Annotated in this window: 20 protein-coding genes; 10 read left to right on the top strand and 10 right to left on the bottom strand. The window is 62.2% G+C overall.

The features are described 5' to 3' along the window. Window positions 1-37: 37 nt before the first annotated feature. Window positions 38-460, bottom strand: coding sequence for a VOC family protein (locus RRF55_RS04060; protein ID WP_048331831.1), 423 nt, complete (start codon window positions 458-460; stop codon window positions 38-40). Between the two features lie 207 nt (window positions 461-667). On the opposite strand from RRF55_RS04060, the gene RRF55_RS04055 reads away from it, so the two are divergent. Further along, window positions 668-1,825, top strand: coding sequence for a YbfB/YjiJ family MFS transporter (locus tag RRF55_RS04055; protein ID WP_004184010.1), 1,158 nt, complete (start codon window positions 668-670; stop codon window positions 1,823-1,825). On the opposite strand, the gene RRF55_RS04050 is transcribed toward RRF55_RS04055, so the two are convergent. Beyond that, the gene (locus RRF55_RS04050; protein ID WP_004143508.1) at window positions 1,822-2,667 is read right to left on the bottom strand and encodes a LysR family transcriptional regulator; all 846 of its coding nucleotides are present in this window, start codon (window positions 2,665-2,667) and stop codon (window positions 1,822-1,824) included. The genes RRF55_RS04055 and RRF55_RS04050 overlap by 4 nt on opposite strands. 89 nt (window positions 2,668-2,756) lie before the next feature. On the opposite strand from RRF55_RS04050, the gene RRF55_RS04045 reads away from it, so the two are divergent. Beyond that, window positions 2,757-3,815 carry an NAD(P)H-dependent flavin oxidoreductase gene (locus RRF55_RS04045; RefSeq protein WP_064153119.1) on the top strand — a complete coding sequence of 353 codons (1,059 nt, stop codon included), beginning with the start codon at window positions 2,757-2,759 and terminating at the stop codon, window positions 3,813-3,815. 10 nt (window positions 3,816-3,825) lie between these two features. On the opposite strand, the gene RRF55_RS04040 is transcribed toward RRF55_RS04045, so the two are convergent. The 4 genes from RRF55_RS04040 to RRF55_RS04025 are packed head-to-tail and all read right to left on the bottom strand — an operon-like array spanning window position 3,826 to window position 7,128. Continuing rightward, a complete protein-coding gene (locus RRF55_RS04040) occupies window positions 3,826-4,485 on the bottom strand; it encodes a methionine ABC transporter permease (protein WP_074185254.1) in 660 nt (219 codons plus the stop codon). Next, complete coding sequence (locus tag RRF55_RS04035; RefSeq protein WP_002904635.1) at window positions 4,482-5,273, bottom strand: methionine ABC transporter ATP-binding protein; 792 nt, start codon at window positions 5,271-5,273, stop codon at window positions 4,482-4,484. Before RRF55_RS04035 ends, RRF55_RS04040 begins: the two co-directional genes overlap by 4 nt. Then, window positions 5,270-6,076 carry a MetQ/NlpA family ABC transporter substrate-binding protein gene (locus tag RRF55_RS04030; protein ID WP_009308890.1) on the bottom strand — a complete coding sequence of 269 codons (807 nt, stop codon included), beginning with the start codon at window positions 6,074-6,076 and terminating at the stop codon, window positions 5,270-5,272. Before RRF55_RS04030 ends, RRF55_RS04035 begins: the two co-directional genes overlap by 4 nt. 23 nt (window positions 6,077-6,099) lie before the next feature. Further along, window positions 6,100-7,128, bottom strand: coding sequence for an isopenicillin N synthase family dioxygenase (locus tag RRF55_RS04025; RefSeq protein WP_004143503.1), 1,029 nt, complete (start codon window positions 7,126-7,128; stop codon window positions 6,100-6,102). Window positions 7,129-7,410: 282 nt separating this feature from the next. Here RRF55_RS04025 and RRF55_RS04020 point away from each other — a divergent pair, with 282 nt between their 5' ends. From RRF55_RS04020 to RRF55_RS04010, 3 genes are all read left to right on the top strand, one after another. Then, window positions 7,411-7,674 (top strand): VF530 family DNA-binding protein, encoded by a 264-nt coding sequence (locus RRF55_RS04020; protein ID WP_002904643.1) that lies wholly within the window; start codon window positions 7,411-7,413, stop codon window positions 7,672-7,674. A gap of 21 nt (window positions 7,675-7,695) precedes the next feature. After that, a complete protein-coding gene (locus tag RRF55_RS04015; protein WP_004143501.1) occupies window positions 7,696-8,007 on the top strand; it encodes a cupin domain-containing protein in 312 nt (103 codons plus the stop codon). A 176-nt stretch (window positions 8,008-8,183) separates the two neighbouring features. Beyond that, window positions 8,184-8,939: a VOC family protein gene (locus RRF55_RS04010; RefSeq protein ID WP_032414902.1), complete on the top strand. Its 756-nt coding sequence runs from the start codon at window positions 8,184-8,186 to the stop codon at window positions 8,937-8,939. Between the two features lie 9 nt (window positions 8,940-8,948). Here the strand turns inward: RRF55_RS04010 and RRF55_RS04005 are convergent, their stop codons facing one another. Continuing rightward, window positions 8,949-9,893, bottom strand: a complete 945-nt coding sequence (locus tag RRF55_RS04005; protein ID WP_004190181.1) for an AraC family transcriptional regulator — start codon at window positions 9,891-9,893, stop codon at window positions 8,949-8,951. Between the two features lie 105 nt (window positions 9,894-9,998). On the opposite strand from RRF55_RS04005, the gene RRF55_RS04000 reads away from it, so the two are divergent. Next, window positions 9,999-11,237 (top strand): MFS transporter, encoded by a 1,239-nt coding sequence (locus RRF55_RS04000; protein WP_032414904.1) that lies wholly within the window; start codon window positions 9,999-10,001, stop codon window positions 11,235-11,237. On the opposite strand, the gene hpxE is transcribed toward RRF55_RS04000, so the two are convergent. Continuing rightward, a complete protein-coding gene (gene hpxE, locus RRF55_RS03995) occupies window positions 11,214-12,188 on the bottom strand; it encodes a molybdenum cofactor-independent xanthine hydroxylase subunit HpxE (RefSeq protein WP_064153109.1) in 975 nt (324 codons plus the stop codon). The two genes, RRF55_RS04000 and hpxE, sit on opposite strands and share 24 nt — an antisense overlap. 11 nt (window positions 12,189-12,199) lie before the next feature. Beyond that, window positions 12,200-13,237, bottom strand: coding sequence for a molybdenum cofactor-independent xanthine hydroxylase subunit HpxD (gene hpxD / locus RRF55_RS03990; RefSeq protein ID WP_064153110.1), 1,038 nt, complete (start codon window positions 13,235-13,237; stop codon window positions 12,200-12,202). Window positions 13,238-13,362: 125 nt separating this feature from the next. Here hpxD and hpxR point away from each other — a divergent pair, with 125 nt between their 5' ends. Then, window positions 13,363-14,286, top strand: coding sequence for a LysR family hpxDE operon transcriptional regulator HpxR (gene hpxR, locus RRF55_RS03985; protein WP_004184020.1), 924 nt, complete (start codon window positions 13,363-13,365; stop codon window positions 14,284-14,286). Here hpxR and hpxO read toward each other — a convergent pair. Beyond that, window positions 14,267-15,421, bottom strand: a complete 1,155-nt coding sequence (gene hpxO, locus RRF55_RS03980; RefSeq protein WP_130974845.1) for an FAD-dependent urate hydroxylase HpxO — start codon at window positions 15,419-15,421, stop codon at window positions 14,267-14,269. The two genes, hpxR and hpxO, sit on opposite strands and share 20 nt — an antisense overlap. Window positions 15,422-15,766: 345 nt before the next feature. Here hpxO and RRF55_RS03975 point away from each other — a divergent pair, with 345 nt between their 5' ends. The 3 genes from RRF55_RS03975 to uraH are packed head-to-tail and all read left to right on the top strand — an operon-like array spanning window position 15,767 to window position 17,947. Beyond that, window positions 15,767-17,146: a nucleobase:cation symporter-2 family protein gene (locus tag RRF55_RS03975; protein WP_439419091.1), complete on the top strand. Its 1,380-nt coding sequence runs from the start codon at window positions 15,767-15,769 to the stop codon at window positions 17,144-17,146. Next, a complete protein-coding gene (gene uraD / locus RRF55_RS03970) occupies window positions 17,124-17,624 on the top strand; it encodes a 2-oxo-4-hydroxy-4-carboxy-5-ureidoimidazoline decarboxylase (protein WP_439419090.1) in 501 nt (166 codons plus the stop codon). The genes RRF55_RS03975 and uraD overlap by 23 nt, the downstream gene beginning before the upstream one ends. Further along, entirely contained in the window at window positions 17,621-17,947 is a 327-nt protein-coding gene (uraH, locus tag RRF55_RS03965) for a hydroxyisourate hydrolase (RefSeq protein WP_004224757.1), read from the top strand. The genes uraD and uraH overlap by 4 nt, the downstream gene beginning before the upstream one ends. Window positions 17,948-18,162: the final 215 nt, after the last annotated feature.

Below are 18,162 nucleotides of genomic sequence, written 5' to 3'. Positions count from 1 at the left end.
CTGCTTTTACAGCGCTCAACGCCCGCCTCGCTCAGCGTCAGCTCGCCGCCATACCCGACGAATCACACACCATGCCCCAGGCGCGGTTTTGCAATACCGTGCGGTAACCGTCCCGGTCGACGAAAGTGACGCCATTGACCTCCCAGTAAGGGTTAAACGCCGTAACGCGCAGAAATCCGGCGGCATCCATGGCTGCGCACTGTGCCTCCCATGCCGCCTGCTGCGGATAGTACAGCACCAGCAGATCTTCATCGCCTGGCGAGGGGGGGACGGGATGGTGGCGGCAGTGGGTGAATTCCAGATGCCAGCCCGCTTCGGGCGCGCCGAGCATTATCCCGCTGAATCCTTCATGATCGGTAAAGCTGCCGAGCAGCTCGAGTCCCAGCCCGGCGCAATACATGCTGGCGGTGGTGTCCAGTTCGCTGACCGGCCTGGCAATGCGCATATGACAGAACGACATAATGACTCCCGTGAGCATAAGTTGAGTTGATACTGTACCGGTAAATCGGCCCGGCGTGTGTTAAGCCGTGCCCAGGCGCCACCTTCTCTCTGTAAATACCATAGCGGACTAACATCCGCCTTGCGCCAACATTACCTCTTAATCATAATGAAAAAAGAATCATTCAATCTTATTATTCTTAAATTGAGAATCATTGTGGGGTGGTGGATGAATAACCAATCGCGCCAGGCCTTATGGCTGGCACTGGCTGGATCGATAGTACTGATGATCGGCATGGGCTACGGGCGCTTTGCCTTCACCGGCGTGCTGCCGCTTATGCTTAATGAAGGTCTGTTAACCCTGCACGAGGGCAATCTCGCCGCGTCGGCCAATTACGCTGGCTATCTGGTCGGTGCGTTGCTGCTGGCGCGGGTGCAGCCTGGGGCCGCCACCCGACTGAGTATTATCTCCGCCGGGTTGACCATCGCCAGCCTGGCGCTGCTGGCCTGGGTGAGCTCGCCGTGGACCATTATTACGCTGCGCGCCGTCGCCGGCGCGCTGAGCGCGATAACGCTGATTGCAGGTTCGCTGTGGCTGCTGGAACATATGGGGCATCATCACGGGGCGCCGTTGCTGTATGCCGGGGTGGGGCTGGGGATATTTATCTCCGCGGAGGGGATCGCCCTTGGACATGCCCTGAGCCTCACCAGCCAGCAGATCTGGCTGCTCTGCGCATTATGCGCCGGTCTGCTGCTGGCGCTGGCGATCCGTTGGCTGCTGACTCCGCCGGCTGCACTGGTGCGGGCTTCCCATGTTGAGACCTCCCTGCCTGCGTCCGGGAGCGATACCCGTCGCGCGGCGTGGCGACTCTTGATGGTTTACGGCCTGGCGGGCTTCGGCTATATCATCACCGCCACTTATCTGCCGTTGTTTCTGTCCGGTTCGCTGCAGAGCGTTGACCCGGTCCATCTGTGGGCGCTGTTTGGTCTGGCGGCCGCGCCGTCCTGCCTCATCTGGCATAAGCTGGTGCTAAAGTGGGGATACCGGCAAGCGCTGACCCGCAACCTGCTCGTCCAGGCGCTTGGCGTGATCCTTCCAGCCTGCAGCGCTTCATTGCTGTTTTGCGTGCTAAGCGCGCTTTTGGTGGGCTTTACCTTTATGGGCACCGTAACCATTGCGCTACCGAAGGCGAAAAGTCTCAGCCATCAGGTGAGCTTCAATATGATTGCCGCGATGACTGCACTGTACGGTGTGGGACAGATTGCCGGGCCGCTTATCGCCGGCGCGCTGTATCAGATCGCGGCTTCATTTAACCCGGCGCTCTATGCCGCGGCGCTGGCGCTGCTGATTGCCGCAGGGCTGGTCTTTACCGAACGCCAGGCTTAGCCAATCGCCACGCTTTGCAGCAGCTTGCGCCACTCGCTCAGGGCGGGGGCGCTCAAGCCGCTGCGCCAGATAAGCTGGGTGGTCGCCTCGCACAGCGGTTCGCTAAGGCAGTTTTCGGGAAGCGTCATCAGCGACAGCACGCTCTGCGGCAGCAGGCAGGCGTAGCGCCCGGACGCCACGCAGGCAAGCATGCTGTGATAGGAATTGACCTCATGCACCTCGACGGCCGCCTGCTGTTCCGCCAGCCAGCGTTCTCCCAGCGCGCGGTAGCTGCAGCCGCTGGCAAATGCCGCAAACCGCAGCGGACCCGGGGTCTGCGGACGGACCAGCATCAGGGTTTCATAAAACACCGGGGTGAATGCCAGCTCGGCGGGACAGGCCGGTTGCCCATCGGCCCCTGGCGGCAGGCAGACCAGCGCGGCATCAAGGGCGGCGGTTAACACCCCCTCGGTTAACTGGCGGGTCGGTTGGGTGATGAGGGTGATATCCACCTGTGGGCACTGCTGTTGGAAGCGGGTAAGCAGCGGCGGCAGCCGGCTGGCGGCGGTCGCCTCCATCGCGCCCAGACGCAGACTGCCGCCTGGGGTTGTCGGATGCAGAGCCTGCTTTGCCTCTTCCGCCAGGCTCAGGATCCGCCGGGCATAGCTGAGAAACTGCACGCCTGCCGGGGACAACACCATTTTTTTGTTGCCGCGAACGAAGAGCTCAACGGCAAGCTCCTCTTCCAGCTGCTGAATGCGGGTCGTGATATTGGACTGTGCGCGGCCCAGCCGTTTTGCTGCCTGGGTGACGCTCTGCGTTTCTGCCACCTGAATGAAGATCTCGAGTGTGCTGTGGTTCATATTTTTCTTCTCAATACGATAATAATGTTGATCTTACCATCTTTAAAGGAGATGGTAAGCCTCCAGCATCGTTAATGCATGAGGAAACCATGAGCAACCCGCTGCTTTCGCTTCTTGATATTGATTATCCCCTGATTCAGGCCCCGATGGCGGGCGTCTCCACCCCCGCGCTGGCTGCCGCGGTAAGTAATGCCGGTGCGCTGGGCTCGCTGGGGCTGGGCGCTTCAACCGTTGCCCAGGCGGAAGCGATGATAGTCGCCACCCGCCAGCTGACGGACCGCCCGTTCAATGTCAATCTGTTCTGCCATGCGCCGCCCCGGCGCGACGCCCGGCGGGAAGCCGACTGGGCAACAACATTACGTCCCCATTTTGCCCGCTATGGCAGTACGCCACCGGATTCGTTAAGCGAGATCTACCAGACATTTATCGGTCATGCGCCGATGCTGGAGCTGCTTCTCGACATCTCGCCGGCGGTGGTGAGCTTTCATTTTGGCCTTCCTGAAGGTGAGACGATCCAGCGTCTGCGGCGGCAGGGGATCGTTACCCTGGCGACGGCAACCTCGCTCCAGGAGGCGCTGCTGATTGAACAGCAGGGGATCGACGTAGTGGTCGCTCAGGGCTATGAGGCGGGTGGGCACCGGGGGATCTTTGCTCCGCAGGCGCCTGACGCGCAGCTGAGCACCTTCACCCTGGTGCAACTTCTGCGGCGTCGACTAACCATCCCGGTGGTGGCCGCCGGGGGCATCATGGACGGAGCGGGGATCGCCAGCGTGATGCAGTTGGGGGCGCAGGGCGTACAGCTCGGTACGGCGTTTTTACTGTGTCCGGAATCGGCCGCCGACGCCGGCTATCACGCGGCGATCCACAACAGCCTTGACGGGCGTACGGTGCTGACCTCCGCGATATCCGGGCGTCCGGCACGCTGTCTGGCGAATGCCTTCTGTGCGCTGGGGGAAGGCTATCCGGCGAGCGCCGTGCCGGATTATCCGCTGGCGTATGATATCGGCAAAGCACTGGCCGCCGCCGCGAAAGCCCAGGGTGTCCATGAGTATGGCGCCCACTGGGCCGGGCAGGGGGTGGGGTTGATCCGCGAGTGTGACGCCGCCACTCTGGTCCGCCAGCTGGCGGCAGAGAGCGGCTGGAACTAATGACTGACGGCTAGCGGCGGTGGGCCAGGCTACGCACCAGCCGATCGCCGGCCATTTGCACCCCCTGGACCATCGCCACCAGGATCAGCACTGTGCCAAACATGACTTCATTATTAAACCGCTGATAGCCGTAGCGGATGGCGAGGTCGCCGAGTCCACCGCCGCCGATCACACCGGCCATGGAGGAGAAACCAATCAGCATCACGATGGTCAGCGTGATCCCGGCCAGCAGCGTTGGCAGGGCTTCCGGCAGCAGGGATTTAAAAATCACGTGCCAGACGTTGCCGCCCATCGACAGAATGGCTTCAATTCTCCCGTAGTCCACCTCGTCGAGCGCGTTTTCCGTCAGACGGGCAAAGAACGGAAAGGCGCCGATGGTCACCGGCACGATGGCGGCGGTGCTGCCCAGCGTGGTGCCGACGATCAGGCGGGTAAAGGGGATCAGGGCGATCAGCAGCACGATAAACGGCAGCGACCTGCCGATGTTGATCACCGCGCCTAACAGCGCGTTCAGTTTCGGCATCGGCGCCAGCCCGTTGGCGCGGGAAATAAATAACAGCACGCCGGTGGGCAGCCCGATCAGCACGGTAAACAGGGCCGCCAGGCCCACCATATAAAACGTATCCAGCGTGCCGTCGAGTAATAACGGCCACAAATCTTCCCAGCTCATGCTACTCCGCATAATGGCCTCCCCTGAACGCCGTGGCGGGTAAGAAATTCCTGTTCAGCCTGCGGGTCGTGCAGCAGCGACTGGCGCAGCCGCGACCATGGGGTCACCAGCAGGTCGGCGAGTTTACCGCTTTCGACAATCTCGCCCTGTTCCAGCAGCGCCGCGTGGTCACAGATGGTTTTCACCACCTCCAGCTGGTGCGTAATCAGCACAATGGTCAGATTGAGGCGCTGGTTAATATCCGCCAGCAGGGCCAGCACCGAGGCGGTGGTCTCGGGATCCAGCGCACTGGTCGCCTCATCGCACAGCAGCACTTCCGGCCGGGCGGCCAGCGCCCGGGCGATGCCGACGCGCTGCTTTTGCCCGCCGGAAAGCTGTGACGGGAAAGCAGCGGCCTTTTCGCTGAGATCCACCAGCTCCAGCAGTTCGCGCACCCGGGCCTCGCGAGCGGCCCTCGGCACTCCGGCAATCTCCAGCGGCACCGCGACGTTGTCAGCGACGGTGCGGGCATGCAGCAGATTGAAGTGCTGGAAAATCATCCCGGTGCGCAGGCGATAATCCCGCAGCGCCGCCTTGTTCAACTGGGTAATATCCTGTCCGTTCACCAGAATGCGGCCCGAGGTGGGCCGCTCCAGTAAATTGAGACAGCGGATGAGCGTACTTTTGCCGGCGCCACTGCGCCCGAGAATGCCGTATATTGCCCCTTTCGGTATCTGCAACGCGATATCGTTCAGCGCCGGTCGGCCGGTTCCGGCGTAGGTTTTGCTCAGCCCTTCGATGGTTATCATGACTGAGGGGCCACCGGGATCACCGAGCCGTTATAGGTTTTACGGATAAACTCCGCCACCTGCGGTGACGTCAGATCTTTCGCCAGCGCCTTAATGCGCGGGTCATTCGCCAGGGCTGGGGTGGTCACCAGAATATTGGCGTACGGGTTATGCTCGGCGCTTTCCAGCCCCAGGGCATCCTTCGCTGGCACCAGGCCGGCTTCCAGCGCGTAGTTACCGTTAATCACCGCCAGGTCGACATCGTCGAGGGAGCGCGGGATCTGCGGCGATTCAATCTCCAGAATCTTCAGGTGTTTCGGGTTCTCAACAATATCCTTCGGCGTCGCCAGGGTGGTGGCCGGGTCGGTAAATTTAGGGTCCAGCTTAATAAGCTTCTGCGCCTGCAGCAGGAACAGCGCCCGGCTCAGGTTGGTGGTGTTATTCGGCACCGCCACTGTGGCGTTTTCCGGCAGTGATGAGAAATCTTTATGCTTATGCGAGTAAATTCCCAGCGGCTCAATATGCACGGTGGCCGCGACGGCAAAGGTTTTACCCAGCGCTTTTTCCTGATCCTTCAGATAGGGAACATGCTGGAAGTAGTTGGCATCCACATCGCCACTGGCCAGCAGTTCATTGGCGTTGACCCCGCTGGTCAGCTCCACCACCTTCAGATCGAGGCTGGGATCGATTTTTTTGATGTAGTTGAGGATCTCCGCGTGGGGAACCGGGTCCGCGGCGACGCGCAGCGCGGCAGCCTGGGCAGACGTCCATACCAGAGAAAGAGACAGTGCGACCCCTGCCAGTTTAAAAGCGGCATATTTCATGGTGTGTTCCTTTTTAGTTATGGTTAAACGATCAATTGCTCGGCGCGTTCGCGAAACACGTCCTGATAGTAGCGTTCCGCCACGTCCGGATGGGAACGCAGACGGCCCTTGAGATAATTCCAGCCGACATCGCGCAGCAGCGGATTGTGCGGGTCGCTGTCCGGCCCTCGCGCTTCACGCGCCAGCTCGGGCGGCAGGGTGTAAACCGGCACCACCGCGTCAAGCTGGGCGCCGAGGAAGAAGGCGATGGAGAGGCGCTGCTGCTGCGCCGGCGGCGACACCACGCGATGGACGGTAGCGCGCAAATACCCGTTGGTCGCCAGCTCCAGCAGTTCGCCAATATTGACCACAAAGCTGCCGGCCAGCGGCACGGCGTCGATCCATTCTCCAGGCGCGACCTCTACCTGCAGTCCTTTCTGCTCGTCCTGCAGCAGGAAGCTGAGAAACCCCGAATCTTTATGGGCGCCGACGCCCTGGCTGCTTTGGGTCTCCTGCTGGCCGGGGTAGCGGATCAGTTTGATATGCTCGTTGGGTTTGTCGCCGTATAGCTGATCGAAAGCATTCTCCGGGAGCTGCAGGGCTTCGGCAAAGGCGCGCAGCAGGCGGATGCCCACCTGGGTCATTTGCTGTTGCCAGTGAAGTAATACCGGTTTAAGCGACGGCAGGGCGGCAGGCCACAGATTCGGACCCTGCAGGCGCTGCCAGCGCGGGGCGTCGTCGCTGAGGGTCAGCGCCGGACGTTCGGCGCCGATATCAAACTGTTCTCGCCAGTCAGGCTGGCCGCGCGTCAGCTCAGAGGCCGCGCGGTTATAGCCGCGAAAATGGGGGGAGTGGATCATCGCCACCTGCTGTTTTTGCGCCTCATCGAGAGCAAAAAAGCGCTGGGACTGGCGCTGAACTTCATATTGAAGCGCGTCGTCGACACCGTGGTTGATCAAATAGAAGAAGCCGATGTCGCGGGCGGCATGACGCAGGTCGGCCAGGAAGGCCGCTTTATCCGCGGGGTCCGCGTAGCGGGCCAGGTCGAGAATCGGCAGGGTGGTCGCGTTCATTGTGTTCTCCGAAAACGGGGTAATAAGTTATGGGTAGATTCAGGTTCTGGGTTCGGGCACAACAGCAGCGCATGGTGATTTCCTCTGTCCGGGGCTGAACACAGCTTGCCTCAAGGCCAAATAAGCAACCAATAACGTTATTTTCTAATTTATGACCGCGCGGGGTTCAGTGCTTTTGCGTTAAATAGATATAGGCGCGAAGCGCGTAATGAAGTCTGTTGCGCCCGTCGGTGAGAGCCAGTAAGGTAGGCGCACTTTTTAATGCGGAACGGACGTATCGTAATGCACAGCTCGAAAGATCCCCTGCACGGCGTGACGCTGGAAGCGCTGCTCAATGCCCTGGTGGCGCGCTATGGTTGGGCGGAAATGGCCCGCCAGGTCAACATTAACTGCTTTAAAAGCGATCCCAGCATTAAGTCCAGCCTCAAATTTCTCCGCCGGACGCCGTGGGCGCGCAAAGAGGTGGAGGCTATGTATCTCGCCTCCCTTGATGATGACGCGCCGGTGGAGAAAGCGGATCCCTGGGCAAACTGGCAGAAAAAATAACCCTTACCACAGGACACCATCATGCAGAGCTGGAGCAGTAAAGATTTCACCGCCGACCGCGCGTGGGGCGCGCTGGATATTGCCAATTTTTCCGGCACCACCGTGCGTCTACACTGGACCGACCAACCCTATATCTGGCACATCAATGATGGTCAGGAGGTGTTTGCCGTGATGGATGGTCAGGTGGCGATGCATGTGAAAGTCGACGGTGAGGAGCAGGTTATCATGCTAAACGCCGGCGATATCTTCTACGCCGGGGTGGGATGCGAGCATGTCGCCCACCCGCAGGGGGCGGCGCGTATTCTGGTGATTGAGAAAGAAGGGTCGGTCTGACCCCGCGGCGGGCGGTTCTTTGCCCGCCGTTTCATCGCCCGTCAGATGCGACATACCGCGTTGATATAAATTACCTATCCTGCTTTCGATATATTTAATTCTTGTTTGCCAATCCCATCATCCCGGCACTATCTTTTGCCGCAGACGCCTGACCAGGCACAACCGCGGGAGAGATCATGGCAACCTTACAGTGGGACCACGCCGTACAGTTTGTGAATCAGCCGGAAGCGGCCATTCAGACCTTTGCCGACCAGCAACTGCGGGCGGTGGCCGGTGGGCGCCATCCGGGGTGGGGAACCCGCAATGCGCTGAGCTATTTTGGCCTGACCTATATCGAATTTCTCGCCATTTCCGACCCGGATGAACTGCGCGCCGCGACGGACAAATTCCTCCTTTCGCGCGACGCCGCACGGCTGCTGCCGGAGAATGAGGCGCTGTTTCGGGTGGCGCTGCGCAGCGACGACATCGACGCCACCCATAACCAGTTGCGTCGCACAGGGATGACAGTGTCACCGATTGTCGATGGCCAGCGCAACGATCCGCAGGGCAATATCATCCGCTGGCGGATCTTCACCATCGATGGCGACACTGCCGGGCTGGTCTATCCCTTTGTGCTGCAGTGGGGAGAAGACGACGCCACCCGGCTGACGCGGCTGCGCGCCCAGAGGCTGGACGTGCCGCATCCGCTGGGCGACATTACGCTTGAGCAGGCGGTGTTCGAGGTGGTCAATCCGCAGGCGGTGCGCGATCGCTGGCAGGCGCTGCTGGGCTGTCCGCCACTGGGGGAGCAGGGACTGGACGTGGGCGGCCGGCAATTTATCTTCCGTGAAGGGGCTGCCAACCAGCTGACCGAACTGGTGTTCCGCGTCGCCAACCCGGCGCTTAAGGGGCAGCGCTTTCGTGTCGGCAACGGCGTGTATCGCTTTACATAGAGGCTGACTCTAGCGTGCCGTGGCGCGCAGGGCCCCCGGCGGCTGGCCGGTGATGCGTTTGAAAGCCCGGCTGAAGGCCGCCAGCGACTGATACCCGAGGCTGAAGGCGACTTTTTCCAGCGCCTGGCCTTCATGGGTGATGTACTGCACCGCCAGCCGCATACGCAGCTCGGTGAGATAGCGGGCGGGGGTGGTGCCGGTGGCGGCGAGAAAACGTTCCGCGAACAGCGAGCGTGAAAGACCCGCCTCCCGCGCCAGATCTTCCACTTTCCAGTTGACCCCCGGGCGCTGATGCATGGCGTAGATCGCTTTCGCCAGCCGGGGATCGCGCAGGACCTGTACCCAGCCGGTGGCGTTGCCGCACCCGCACGCTACCCAGCCGCGGACAATCAGCGCGGCCACCACGTCCGCCAGCCGGGCGAGGATCCCGGCATAGCCTGCCTGGCGGGTGAGCGATTCCCGCTCCATCGCTACCAACAGCGGCTGGATCTCCGGCCAGGTGTTTAGCAGGCTGCTGACCCGCATCACCTCCGGCATGGCCTTGACCAGCGGCTGCATGCCGCCGAGCTCAAAGTCCATACAACCGCTGAAAATGACGGCGCGCTCCGGGCAGTCAGGCTGGTCGCCAGCGTTGATACAACTTACCGTGCTGCACACCGTTTCGCTGGGCAGCTGCGCCACATTGACCACCGTGGCCTGCGGATCCGAGAGCAGGGCGTGCCCGTCGCCGTTGGGAATAAACAGCGCATCGCCGCTCTCGAGGGTGAACTGTTCCCCGCTGGCCATGCGCAGCAGCACCGGCCCGCGGCTGATGAAATGGAACTGGGCTTTACCCGCCACGGCGCTAAAGCCGACGCCGAACGGGCGTGCGGTTTCGATGCGCCGGTAGTTAACGCCGGAGAGGCGCATACCGCGCAACAGTTCGCTGGTCAGGTCGATGGCAGGCTGGCTCATGGTAATTCCGGACGAATAATCAATAACTGAAGAGTATGCATCATATATCGTCCGAAAGTAAGTCCCTAAGATGTCCAGGATGTTAATAAACCTGGAGAGTTGTATATGAGTTCCTGCATAGCTGCTGACGCGAGCCTGTCTCCCGCCAAACCTGCCTGGCGCGCCGTCTATGCCCTGGCCCTCGGGGTGTTCGGCCTGATCGTGGCCGAGTTTCTGCCCGCCAGCCTGTTAACGCCGATGGCCAGCAGCCTCGGCGTCAGTGAAGGGATGGCCGGACAGGCGGTCACCGCGACGGCGCTGGTGGCGTTAGTTACCGGCCTGCTGATCGCCACCGCCACCCGCAATATCGATCGCCGCTGGGTGCTGATGTTCTTTTCCGTACTGCAGATAGTCTCCAGCCTGATGGTCGCTTTTGCCGATTCGCTGGCGTTTCTCCTGCTGGGCCGTCTGCTGTTGGGGATCGCCATCGGCGGCTTCTGGGCGATGTCCACCGCCACGGCGATGCGTCTGGTGCCGGCGGCCCATGTGCCAAAGGCGCTGGCGATCATCTTTTCCGCGGTGTCTGTCGCCACGGTGGTGGCCGCGCCGCTCGGCAGCTACCTCGGGGAGCTGATCGGCTGGCGCAACGTGTTTATTCTCTGTGCGATACCCAGCCTGCTGGCGCTGCTCTGGCAGCTGTGGGTGCTGCCCTCCATGCGCCCGGAGAGCGTCGGGACCTTCTCCACGCTGTTCAGGGTGCTGCGCCGTCCCGGTATGCTGGGCGGCATGCTGGCGACGATCCTGATTTTCAGCGGCCATTTCGCCTTCTTTACCTACCTGCGGCCGTTCCTTGAGACCGTCGCGCAGGCCAGTGTCGAAGGGGTTTCGCTGATATTGCTCGGCTTCGGTATCGCTAACTTTATCGGCACTTCGGTGGCGAGCTATCTGCTGAACCGTAGCCTGCGTCTCACCCTGGCGCTGGTGCCGTTGATGATGAGCGTTCTGGCGCTGCTGATGGTGACGTTTGGCCATCTGACCGTACTGGACGGGCTGCTGGTCGCCCTGTGGGGATTTGCCTTCGGCCTGGTGCCGGTGGCCTGGTCCACCTGGCTTGCCACCACCGTGCCGGATGAAGCAGAAAGCGCGGGCGGTCTGCTGGTCGCCTCTATTCAGCTGGCCATCAGCGCCGGGGCCGCCGGCGGCGGGGCGGTGTTTGATTTGCGCGGCGCCAGCGGCGTCTTCACCGGCAGCGGTCTGCTGCTGTTGAGCGCGATGGTGATTGTCTTCGCCGCCGTACGGGTGAAACCGGTCGCCCGCGCCGACCAGCCGGTGACGGGCCGCTTATCCCGCGAGATCGATAACTAAATTGGCCGACAGGCTGCGGGAGCAGCACAGCGCAATATGCTGCTCTGCGGCCTGTTTTTCCGCCTCCGACTGCACGGTATCCCGGTGGTCGACGGTTCCCTCGCGTACCGGCGTCAGGCAGGCGCCGCAGATCCCCATCTCGCAGGAGAGCGGCACCGCGACGCCATTCTCCTGCAGCACCTGGGCGATGGTTTTGTCCCCCGGCACCGGCCAGCGCTCCCCGGTGGAGGTGAGGGTGATGGTGAAGGTTCCGTCCGCCGCCGACGCCGCCGTCGGGGCGGGCGGCTGGAACGCTTCGCTGTGCAATTGCGCCTCCTCCCATCCGGCCGCCCGCGCGGTATCGCGAACCCGGGCCATAAATCCGGGCGGACCGCAGAAGTAGACCCGGGTGTCGGCGTCCGGAGCCCCCAGATCCTGCGCCAGCCGCTGGCGCGGACTCTGCCCCTCGTCTGAGCAGTGGATCTGGCAGATTCCACCCGCTAGCTGGCGGGCGATCTCGGTGGCGAAGGCGGCCTCCTGCGCACGGCTAACGTAATAGTGCAGCGTAAAGCTGGCGCCGGACGCCGCCCGGGCGTGGGCCATCGCCAGCAGCGGCGTAATGCCGATCCCGGCGGCGAGAAGCACCACATGGCCGCCCTCGTGCAGCGGAAAGTGGTTGCGCGGGGCAGAGATCATCAATGGCTGTCCCGGGCGCAGGGTGTCATGAATATAACGGGAGCCACCGCGAGACTGCGACTCGCGGGCGATGCAGAGCAGATAGCGATCCCGTTCGGCCGGGCTGCCGGTCAGGGAGTACTGACGGATCAGCCCGCAGGGAAGATGGAGATCGATATGGGCGCCGGGCGTCCACGCCGGCAGCGGTTGCCCCTCGGCGCTCACCAGACTAACGGCCAGGTTTTTCGCGCCCTGGCGCCACAGGCCATCGACCACCACCGGGAGTATGTCGCGCATATGACCTCCACTCATACCAGAAAGAAATCGCCAAAGCCCATCTTCTTCAGCCCGCGCCGGTAGGCGATAGAGCTGCGGTCCGCCGGAATATGCGCCTCCAGGGTCAGATCCAGCGGCAACCGTTCCGGACGCTGGGTCTCGACCATCAGGCGGTCCTCTTCAAATACCCGCAGGTTGAACGCATGTACGTCTTCCACCGGCACGTGCAGATCGAAGTTGCGGGCAATAGGGGCAAACATCCGCGTCACCCGGGACGACACCGGCGAGGCGGCGTTCATGATCACCAGCCTGGCGTCGGCGGGAAAATGGATGGTCAGCGTAGCGGTGAACGGCAGATGCATTTCAAAGTGACGCAGCCACTGGAACCCTTCCGGCGCGCGGAAATCGGAGCTGGCCGGGTAATTGCCCACCGAGCTCCAGTAGTCGGCAACAAAGCCGTACGGCGTCTCCTGCGGGGTATAGTCCGGCACCTGCTGGTTGTCCGGATCGGCGAAGGTGTCGGTGTGGATCCACGCGAAGTGGGCGACATCGAGAAAGCCTTCGACCTGGCGGCCGGCAAATCCCTTCACCTCGAAGGCCGGGCAGTTGATTTGCTGAAATCCCGCGTCGTCCCAGTGCGGCATGGTCGGTAACGGCGGCGGATTGTCCGGATCGCAGGCCAGGCAGGTCCAGATCAGCCCGTAGCGCTCCTCCACGGCGAAGCTGGTGAGATGCAGTTTGGCCGGAATGGGTTGCCCCGGACTGGAGGGGATGCGGTTGCAGCGGCCATCCTCGCCAAAGCGCAGGCCATGATAGGGGCAGACGATGCCTTCCTCTTCATGAAATCCCAGGGTCAGCGGCACCCCGCGGTGCGGGCAGACGTCGCGGGCGACCACCACCTGGCCTTTAATACGATAGATAACCAGCTGTTCGTCCAGCAGGGTGGCTTTCACCGGGGCGCCGGCAATATCGCAGGCGCGGGCCACCGGGTGCCAGCAGCGGGCCAGCCGCAGCCAGTCCTCTGGATCAAAGGTGCAATGGGCGGGGGGCGTGGGGGTGATTGTCTTCATGATTTCTCTTCCTGCTCACATCGGTGATTGTTTTATTGTTGTGAGATTATTGTTGTCATATTAGGGTGTTCACATCCATCACCATTAATTCACTCTGCTGTTGCAAAAAAGAGTACAGGGGTGCCATGAGTCCTTTTTCCCGTTTCGCCCACTATTTTATCGCCGTGGCCCGCTGCGGCAGCCTACGCCGGGCCGCCGAGCAGCTGCATATTTCCGCCTCGGCGATTAACCGCCAGATCCTGCAGGCCGAGGAGGCCTTCGGCACCCCGCTGTTCGAGCGCCTGCCGGAGGGACTGCGGATGACCACCGCCGGTGAGTTGCTGTATGACAACCTGCTGCGCTGGCAAAAGGAGTTTCGTCAGACCCGGCAGAAATTTGATGAGCTGCAGGGGATGAAGCGCGGGAGCGTCAGCGTTGGCATGGTACAGGCGCTGGCGGAAGGGGGCTTCGCCGCCGCGCTGGCGGAGATCATCGCCAGCTGGCCGTGGCTGGAGCTGGATCTGCAGGTGGCTGACAGCCACACCGTCAGCCAGAAAGTGCGTCAGGCGGACCTGGACGTCGGCCTGATCCTCGATCCGCAGGGGCAGGCTGGACTCAGCGTGCTGGCCTTTGCCGAACTGGAGGTGGGGATTGTGATGCGTCCGGACCATCCCCTGGCGGGGGCGAAGGCGCTGTCTTTGGGCGAGCTCAGCCTGGAGCGGCATATCGTGCCCGGCGCGCCGTTGATCGTCCATGAGCGGGTGGCGCTCCTCTATCGCCACCATGACTTTGCGCCGGAGAATACCATCAGCTGCAATGATATCCGGCTTATCAAGTCGTTGGTGCTGCGCGGCAGCGGCGTGACGCTCCTTAGCCTGCTCGACGTGCTGGACGAGGTCCAGTGTGGACAGCTGGCCTTTGTCCCGCTGCGCAGTACGCTGCTGCGACCGCTGACCCTGGCGCTGTGTACTGCGCCCTCGCGTCAGCTTTCGCGGCCCGCGCAAATGGCCATTCAGACGCTGAGTGCGGTGATCGAATCCATGGCGACGGTCAGCCCAGCGGCCCGCTGAGGATGGTGTCGCACATGCCGTTGATAATGCGCTCCCCGGTCTCCTCGCGCAGCTCCTGGTACCAGGCTTCGGTGAGCTGCATATCCTTCCCGTGGGTAATATCGCACCGTTTGCGCGCCTTCAGCACCAGGTCACGAACCCGGTCGCAGCGCTGGGCTTCATACTCGCGCAGGGCGGCCGCAATATCTCGGGTCTGGCGGAAAACGGCGCCCAGCACCACTGCATCTTCCATCGCCGCGCAGCCTCCCTGGCCAATATCCGGGGTGGTGCTGTGTCCGGCATCGCCGAGCAGCGCGACGCGGCCGCGCACCAGGCGGCTGAAAGGTTCGATATCATGGATTTCAATGCGGTTGGTAGTCTGCGGGTCGAGGGCGGCGATCAGCTTCTGCACCGGCGGCGCCCAGCCGGCAAAGTAGCGGCTGAGGTCAGCGCGCAGGATGTCACGATCCTCCGCCAGACCCGCCGGCAGCGGCACATCAAAGAAAAAGTAGAACCGGCCGGCGGAGACCGGCATCAGCGAGACGCGCTTGCCTTCGCCGACAAAGGTGGTCCACTGGTCGCCGGGGGCCAGCGCTTCATCTATCTCCACCAGACCGTTCCAGTTGACGTAGCCGGCGTAGCGGCGCTGCGGGGTAAAGCCCAGCACCCACGGACGCAGTGCGGAATGGCTGCCGTCGGCGGCAATCAGCAGATCGCCGCTGGCGCTGCTGCCGTCGGTAAACCATACCGTCACGCCGTCGGCGTCTTCTTCACAGCGGGTGACGCGTTTGCCGAACTGCACGCTGTCCCGTCCCCAGTAATCCAGCATTTCCCGCTGCAGTTCTGCCCGGGAGACCGGGCAGGGGCGGCTGCCGGTGCGTTCGATCAGCGGGGCGAGACTGAACTGGGTCATGTTCTCGCCGCTGCGGAAATCACGATACGCCATCCGGCGCAGCGGCCCGCCGAAGGTCTCCATGATGTCGCCCATGCCGAGGTGGGCCATGCACTTCACGCCGTTGGGCCACACGGAAATCGCTGCGCCGACCGGTTTGATCTCTTTCACCGCTTCATAGACGTCGCAGTCGATCCCCGACTGTTTGAGCGCCACTGCCGCGCTTAAACCGCCGATGCCGGCGCCAATCACGATTGCTTTCATTTTTTTCTCCTTCTCCCGATGTTGTGACTGACTACAGCAATTTGCGTACCAGTTCGCCGGAGGGAGGAAAACCGCCTGCCTGAGGCACAGCGATGGCTCATGACGCACCGCATCGGTGCAATATGAGGTATTGGTTGCCTTTTTATGAATCAAAAGTTTCTGTATGTTGCATTAAGAATCTATCGTTTCAGACGCCTGGTTCAGCAGCGGAGAGGGGTGATGCATCACGAGCGTAATCTAAGTTGATGATTTTGGAGTGATAATAAATTTATTGGTGCCCTTTTGTCGTCTCTGGCCTGCTTTGTGCACTAGCCCATGCACTTCTCTTTGCTACGGGATATCACTATGTCTGACGAACATCACAGTGGCCTGCTTTACGGCCTTGAACAGCGGATCCCACCGCTTCCGGCCTTTTTCAGCGCTCTCCAGCATGTGCTGGCGGGCCTGGTGGGGATCATCACGCCGCCGCTGATCATCGGTGCTACCCTCAGGCTTGGCGACTGGCTGCCGTATCTCATCAGTATGTCGCTGCTGGCCTCGGGCATCGGCACTTTTCTGCAGTCCAATCGGGTATGGGGCATCGGCGCCGGGATGATCTGCATGCAGGGCACCAGTTTTGCCTTCCTCGGCGTGACGGTGGCCGGAGGGATGTGGGTAAAAGCCCAGGGCGGCGGGCCGCAGGATATGATGGCGATGCTGTTTGGCGTTAACTTTGTCGCCGCTCTGGTGCCGGTGATTGTCAGCCGCTTTATCGAACCGCTGAAGAAAATCTTTACTCCCATCATTACCGGCAGCGTGATTGCGCTGATCGGCATCAGCCTGATCAAGGTCAGCGTCATCAACTGGTGCGGTGGGGAAAAGGCCGAGGATTTCGCCAGCATGAGCAATATCGCGCTCGGGGCGGGCACCCTCGGGGTTATCGTCCTGCTGAGCTGCGCCAAAAACCGCTGGCTGCGGCTCTCCTCGGTGGTGGTGGGCATTGCCGTGGGCTGCATCGCAGCGGGGCTGAGCGGTCAGTTCCATCTTCACAGCCTGGGCGACACTCTGTTTCGCCTGCCGACGCTGTTTCCGTTCGGCTTTCAGTTTAACAGCGCGATATTTCTGCCGGTCGCCCTGGTGTCGCTGGTCTGTATTCTGGAGGCGGTGGGCGATCTGACGGCCAACTCGCTGATTTCGCAACAGTCTGTTGACGATCGCGCTTTTCGTAACCGGCTGAAGGGCGGTATCCTGGCGGATGGCGTCAGCTGTATGGTGGCGGCCATGCTCTGTGCTTTTCCGAACACCACCTTCGCGCAGAACAACGGCGTGATCCAGATGACCGGGGTGGCCAGCCGCTATGTCGGACGCTACATTGGCGTGATTCTGATCCTGCTCGGGCTGTTCCCCCCGGTGGGCGAACTGCTGCGGCAGATCCCGGCGCCGGTGCTGGGGGGCGCCACGATGGTGATGTTTGGCTGCGTGGTGGCGGCCGGGATCCGGATTATTACCCAGACCCCGCTGAGCCGTCGCGATGTGCTGATCGTGGGGCTGGCGTTTGGCGCGGGTCTTGGCGTGGAGTCGGTGCCGGCGTTTCTCAGCCATTTTCCGCCGATGGTCGGCGATCTGTTCGGTTCGGCGGCCACCAGCGGTGGGCTGGTAGCGATAGCGCTGAACCTTATTCTGCCGCAGGAGCAGGCGGCGACGAAATCGTTAAGAAGTCAGGATGATCGCGCTGAGTCAGTTTAACAGCCTGAGCAAAGATGAGGCGGCGGGGCAGCTGGCCCCTTGCGTGGCGATCCCGGCCTGGGGCGAGATGCTGGTGAGCTTACGACCTTTCGCCAGCCGCCATGCGCTGCTGCAGGCCGCCCGGGAGGCGATGGCTAACTGGGGAGAGGACGAGCTGAACGCGGCGCTCAGCGCCCATCCGCGGATCGGTGAAAAGCCGACCGGCGGCCAGGCGCACGCGGCGCTGTCGCGCCAGGAGCAGTCGGCGGTGGACAGCGAGAATGAGCGGCTCGCGCAGGACCTGCGGGAGGGGAATGCCCGCTACGAAGCCCGCTTTGGCCGGGTGTTTTTAATCCTCGCCAAAGGGCGCAGCGGTGAAGAGATTCTGCAGGCGCTGACGCGCCGGCTGCAGCATACCGCTGACGAAGAAGTGGCCGAGGCGCTTGCCCAGTTGCGGGAAATTACGATGTTAAGACTGGAAGGAGTGATTGGCGAATGAGCACCCTGAGCACCCATATTCTGGATATTTCCACCGGTACGCCGGCAGAAGGCGTAACGGTCAGCCTGAGCCGGGAGGGCGAGACGCTGGCGAACCTGGTGACCAACGTCCAGGGGCGTATCGCCACCTTTAGCGCCGCGCCGCTGCCGGCGGGGCGCTATTGCTTAACAGCGGAAACCGGGGCGTGGTTTGCCCGCGCCGGGCGCGAGAGCGTCTTTACCCGGGCGCAGATTGATTTTGTTATCGGCGAGGCGGCAGAGGACCATTTCCATCTGCCGTTTCTCATCGCCCCGGGCGGGTGGTCGACCTACCGCGGCAGCTAAGCGCGGCTGCCCGCTGCCGGGCGGCGCTGCGCTTGCCCAGCCTGGATCGTTACGGAGCGGTGAGAGACAGCCCGTAGGCCCGGTAAGGCGCAGCCGCCACCGGGCATTAAACCGGCAACAGAGCTGGCTGCCCGCTGCCGGGCGGCGCTGCCCTTGCCCGGCCTGGATCGTTACGGAGCGGTGAGAGACAGCCCGTAGGCCCGGTAAGGCGCAGC

Origin of the sequence: Klebsiella sp. K47, from assembly GCF_051858335.1 — a bacterium.
Classification (GTDB): Bacteria; Pseudomonadota; Gammaproteobacteria; order Enterobacterales; family Enterobacteriaceae; genus Klebsiella; species Klebsiella pneumoniae.
This window is presented reverse-complemented; position numbering and strand designations above follow the sequence as displayed.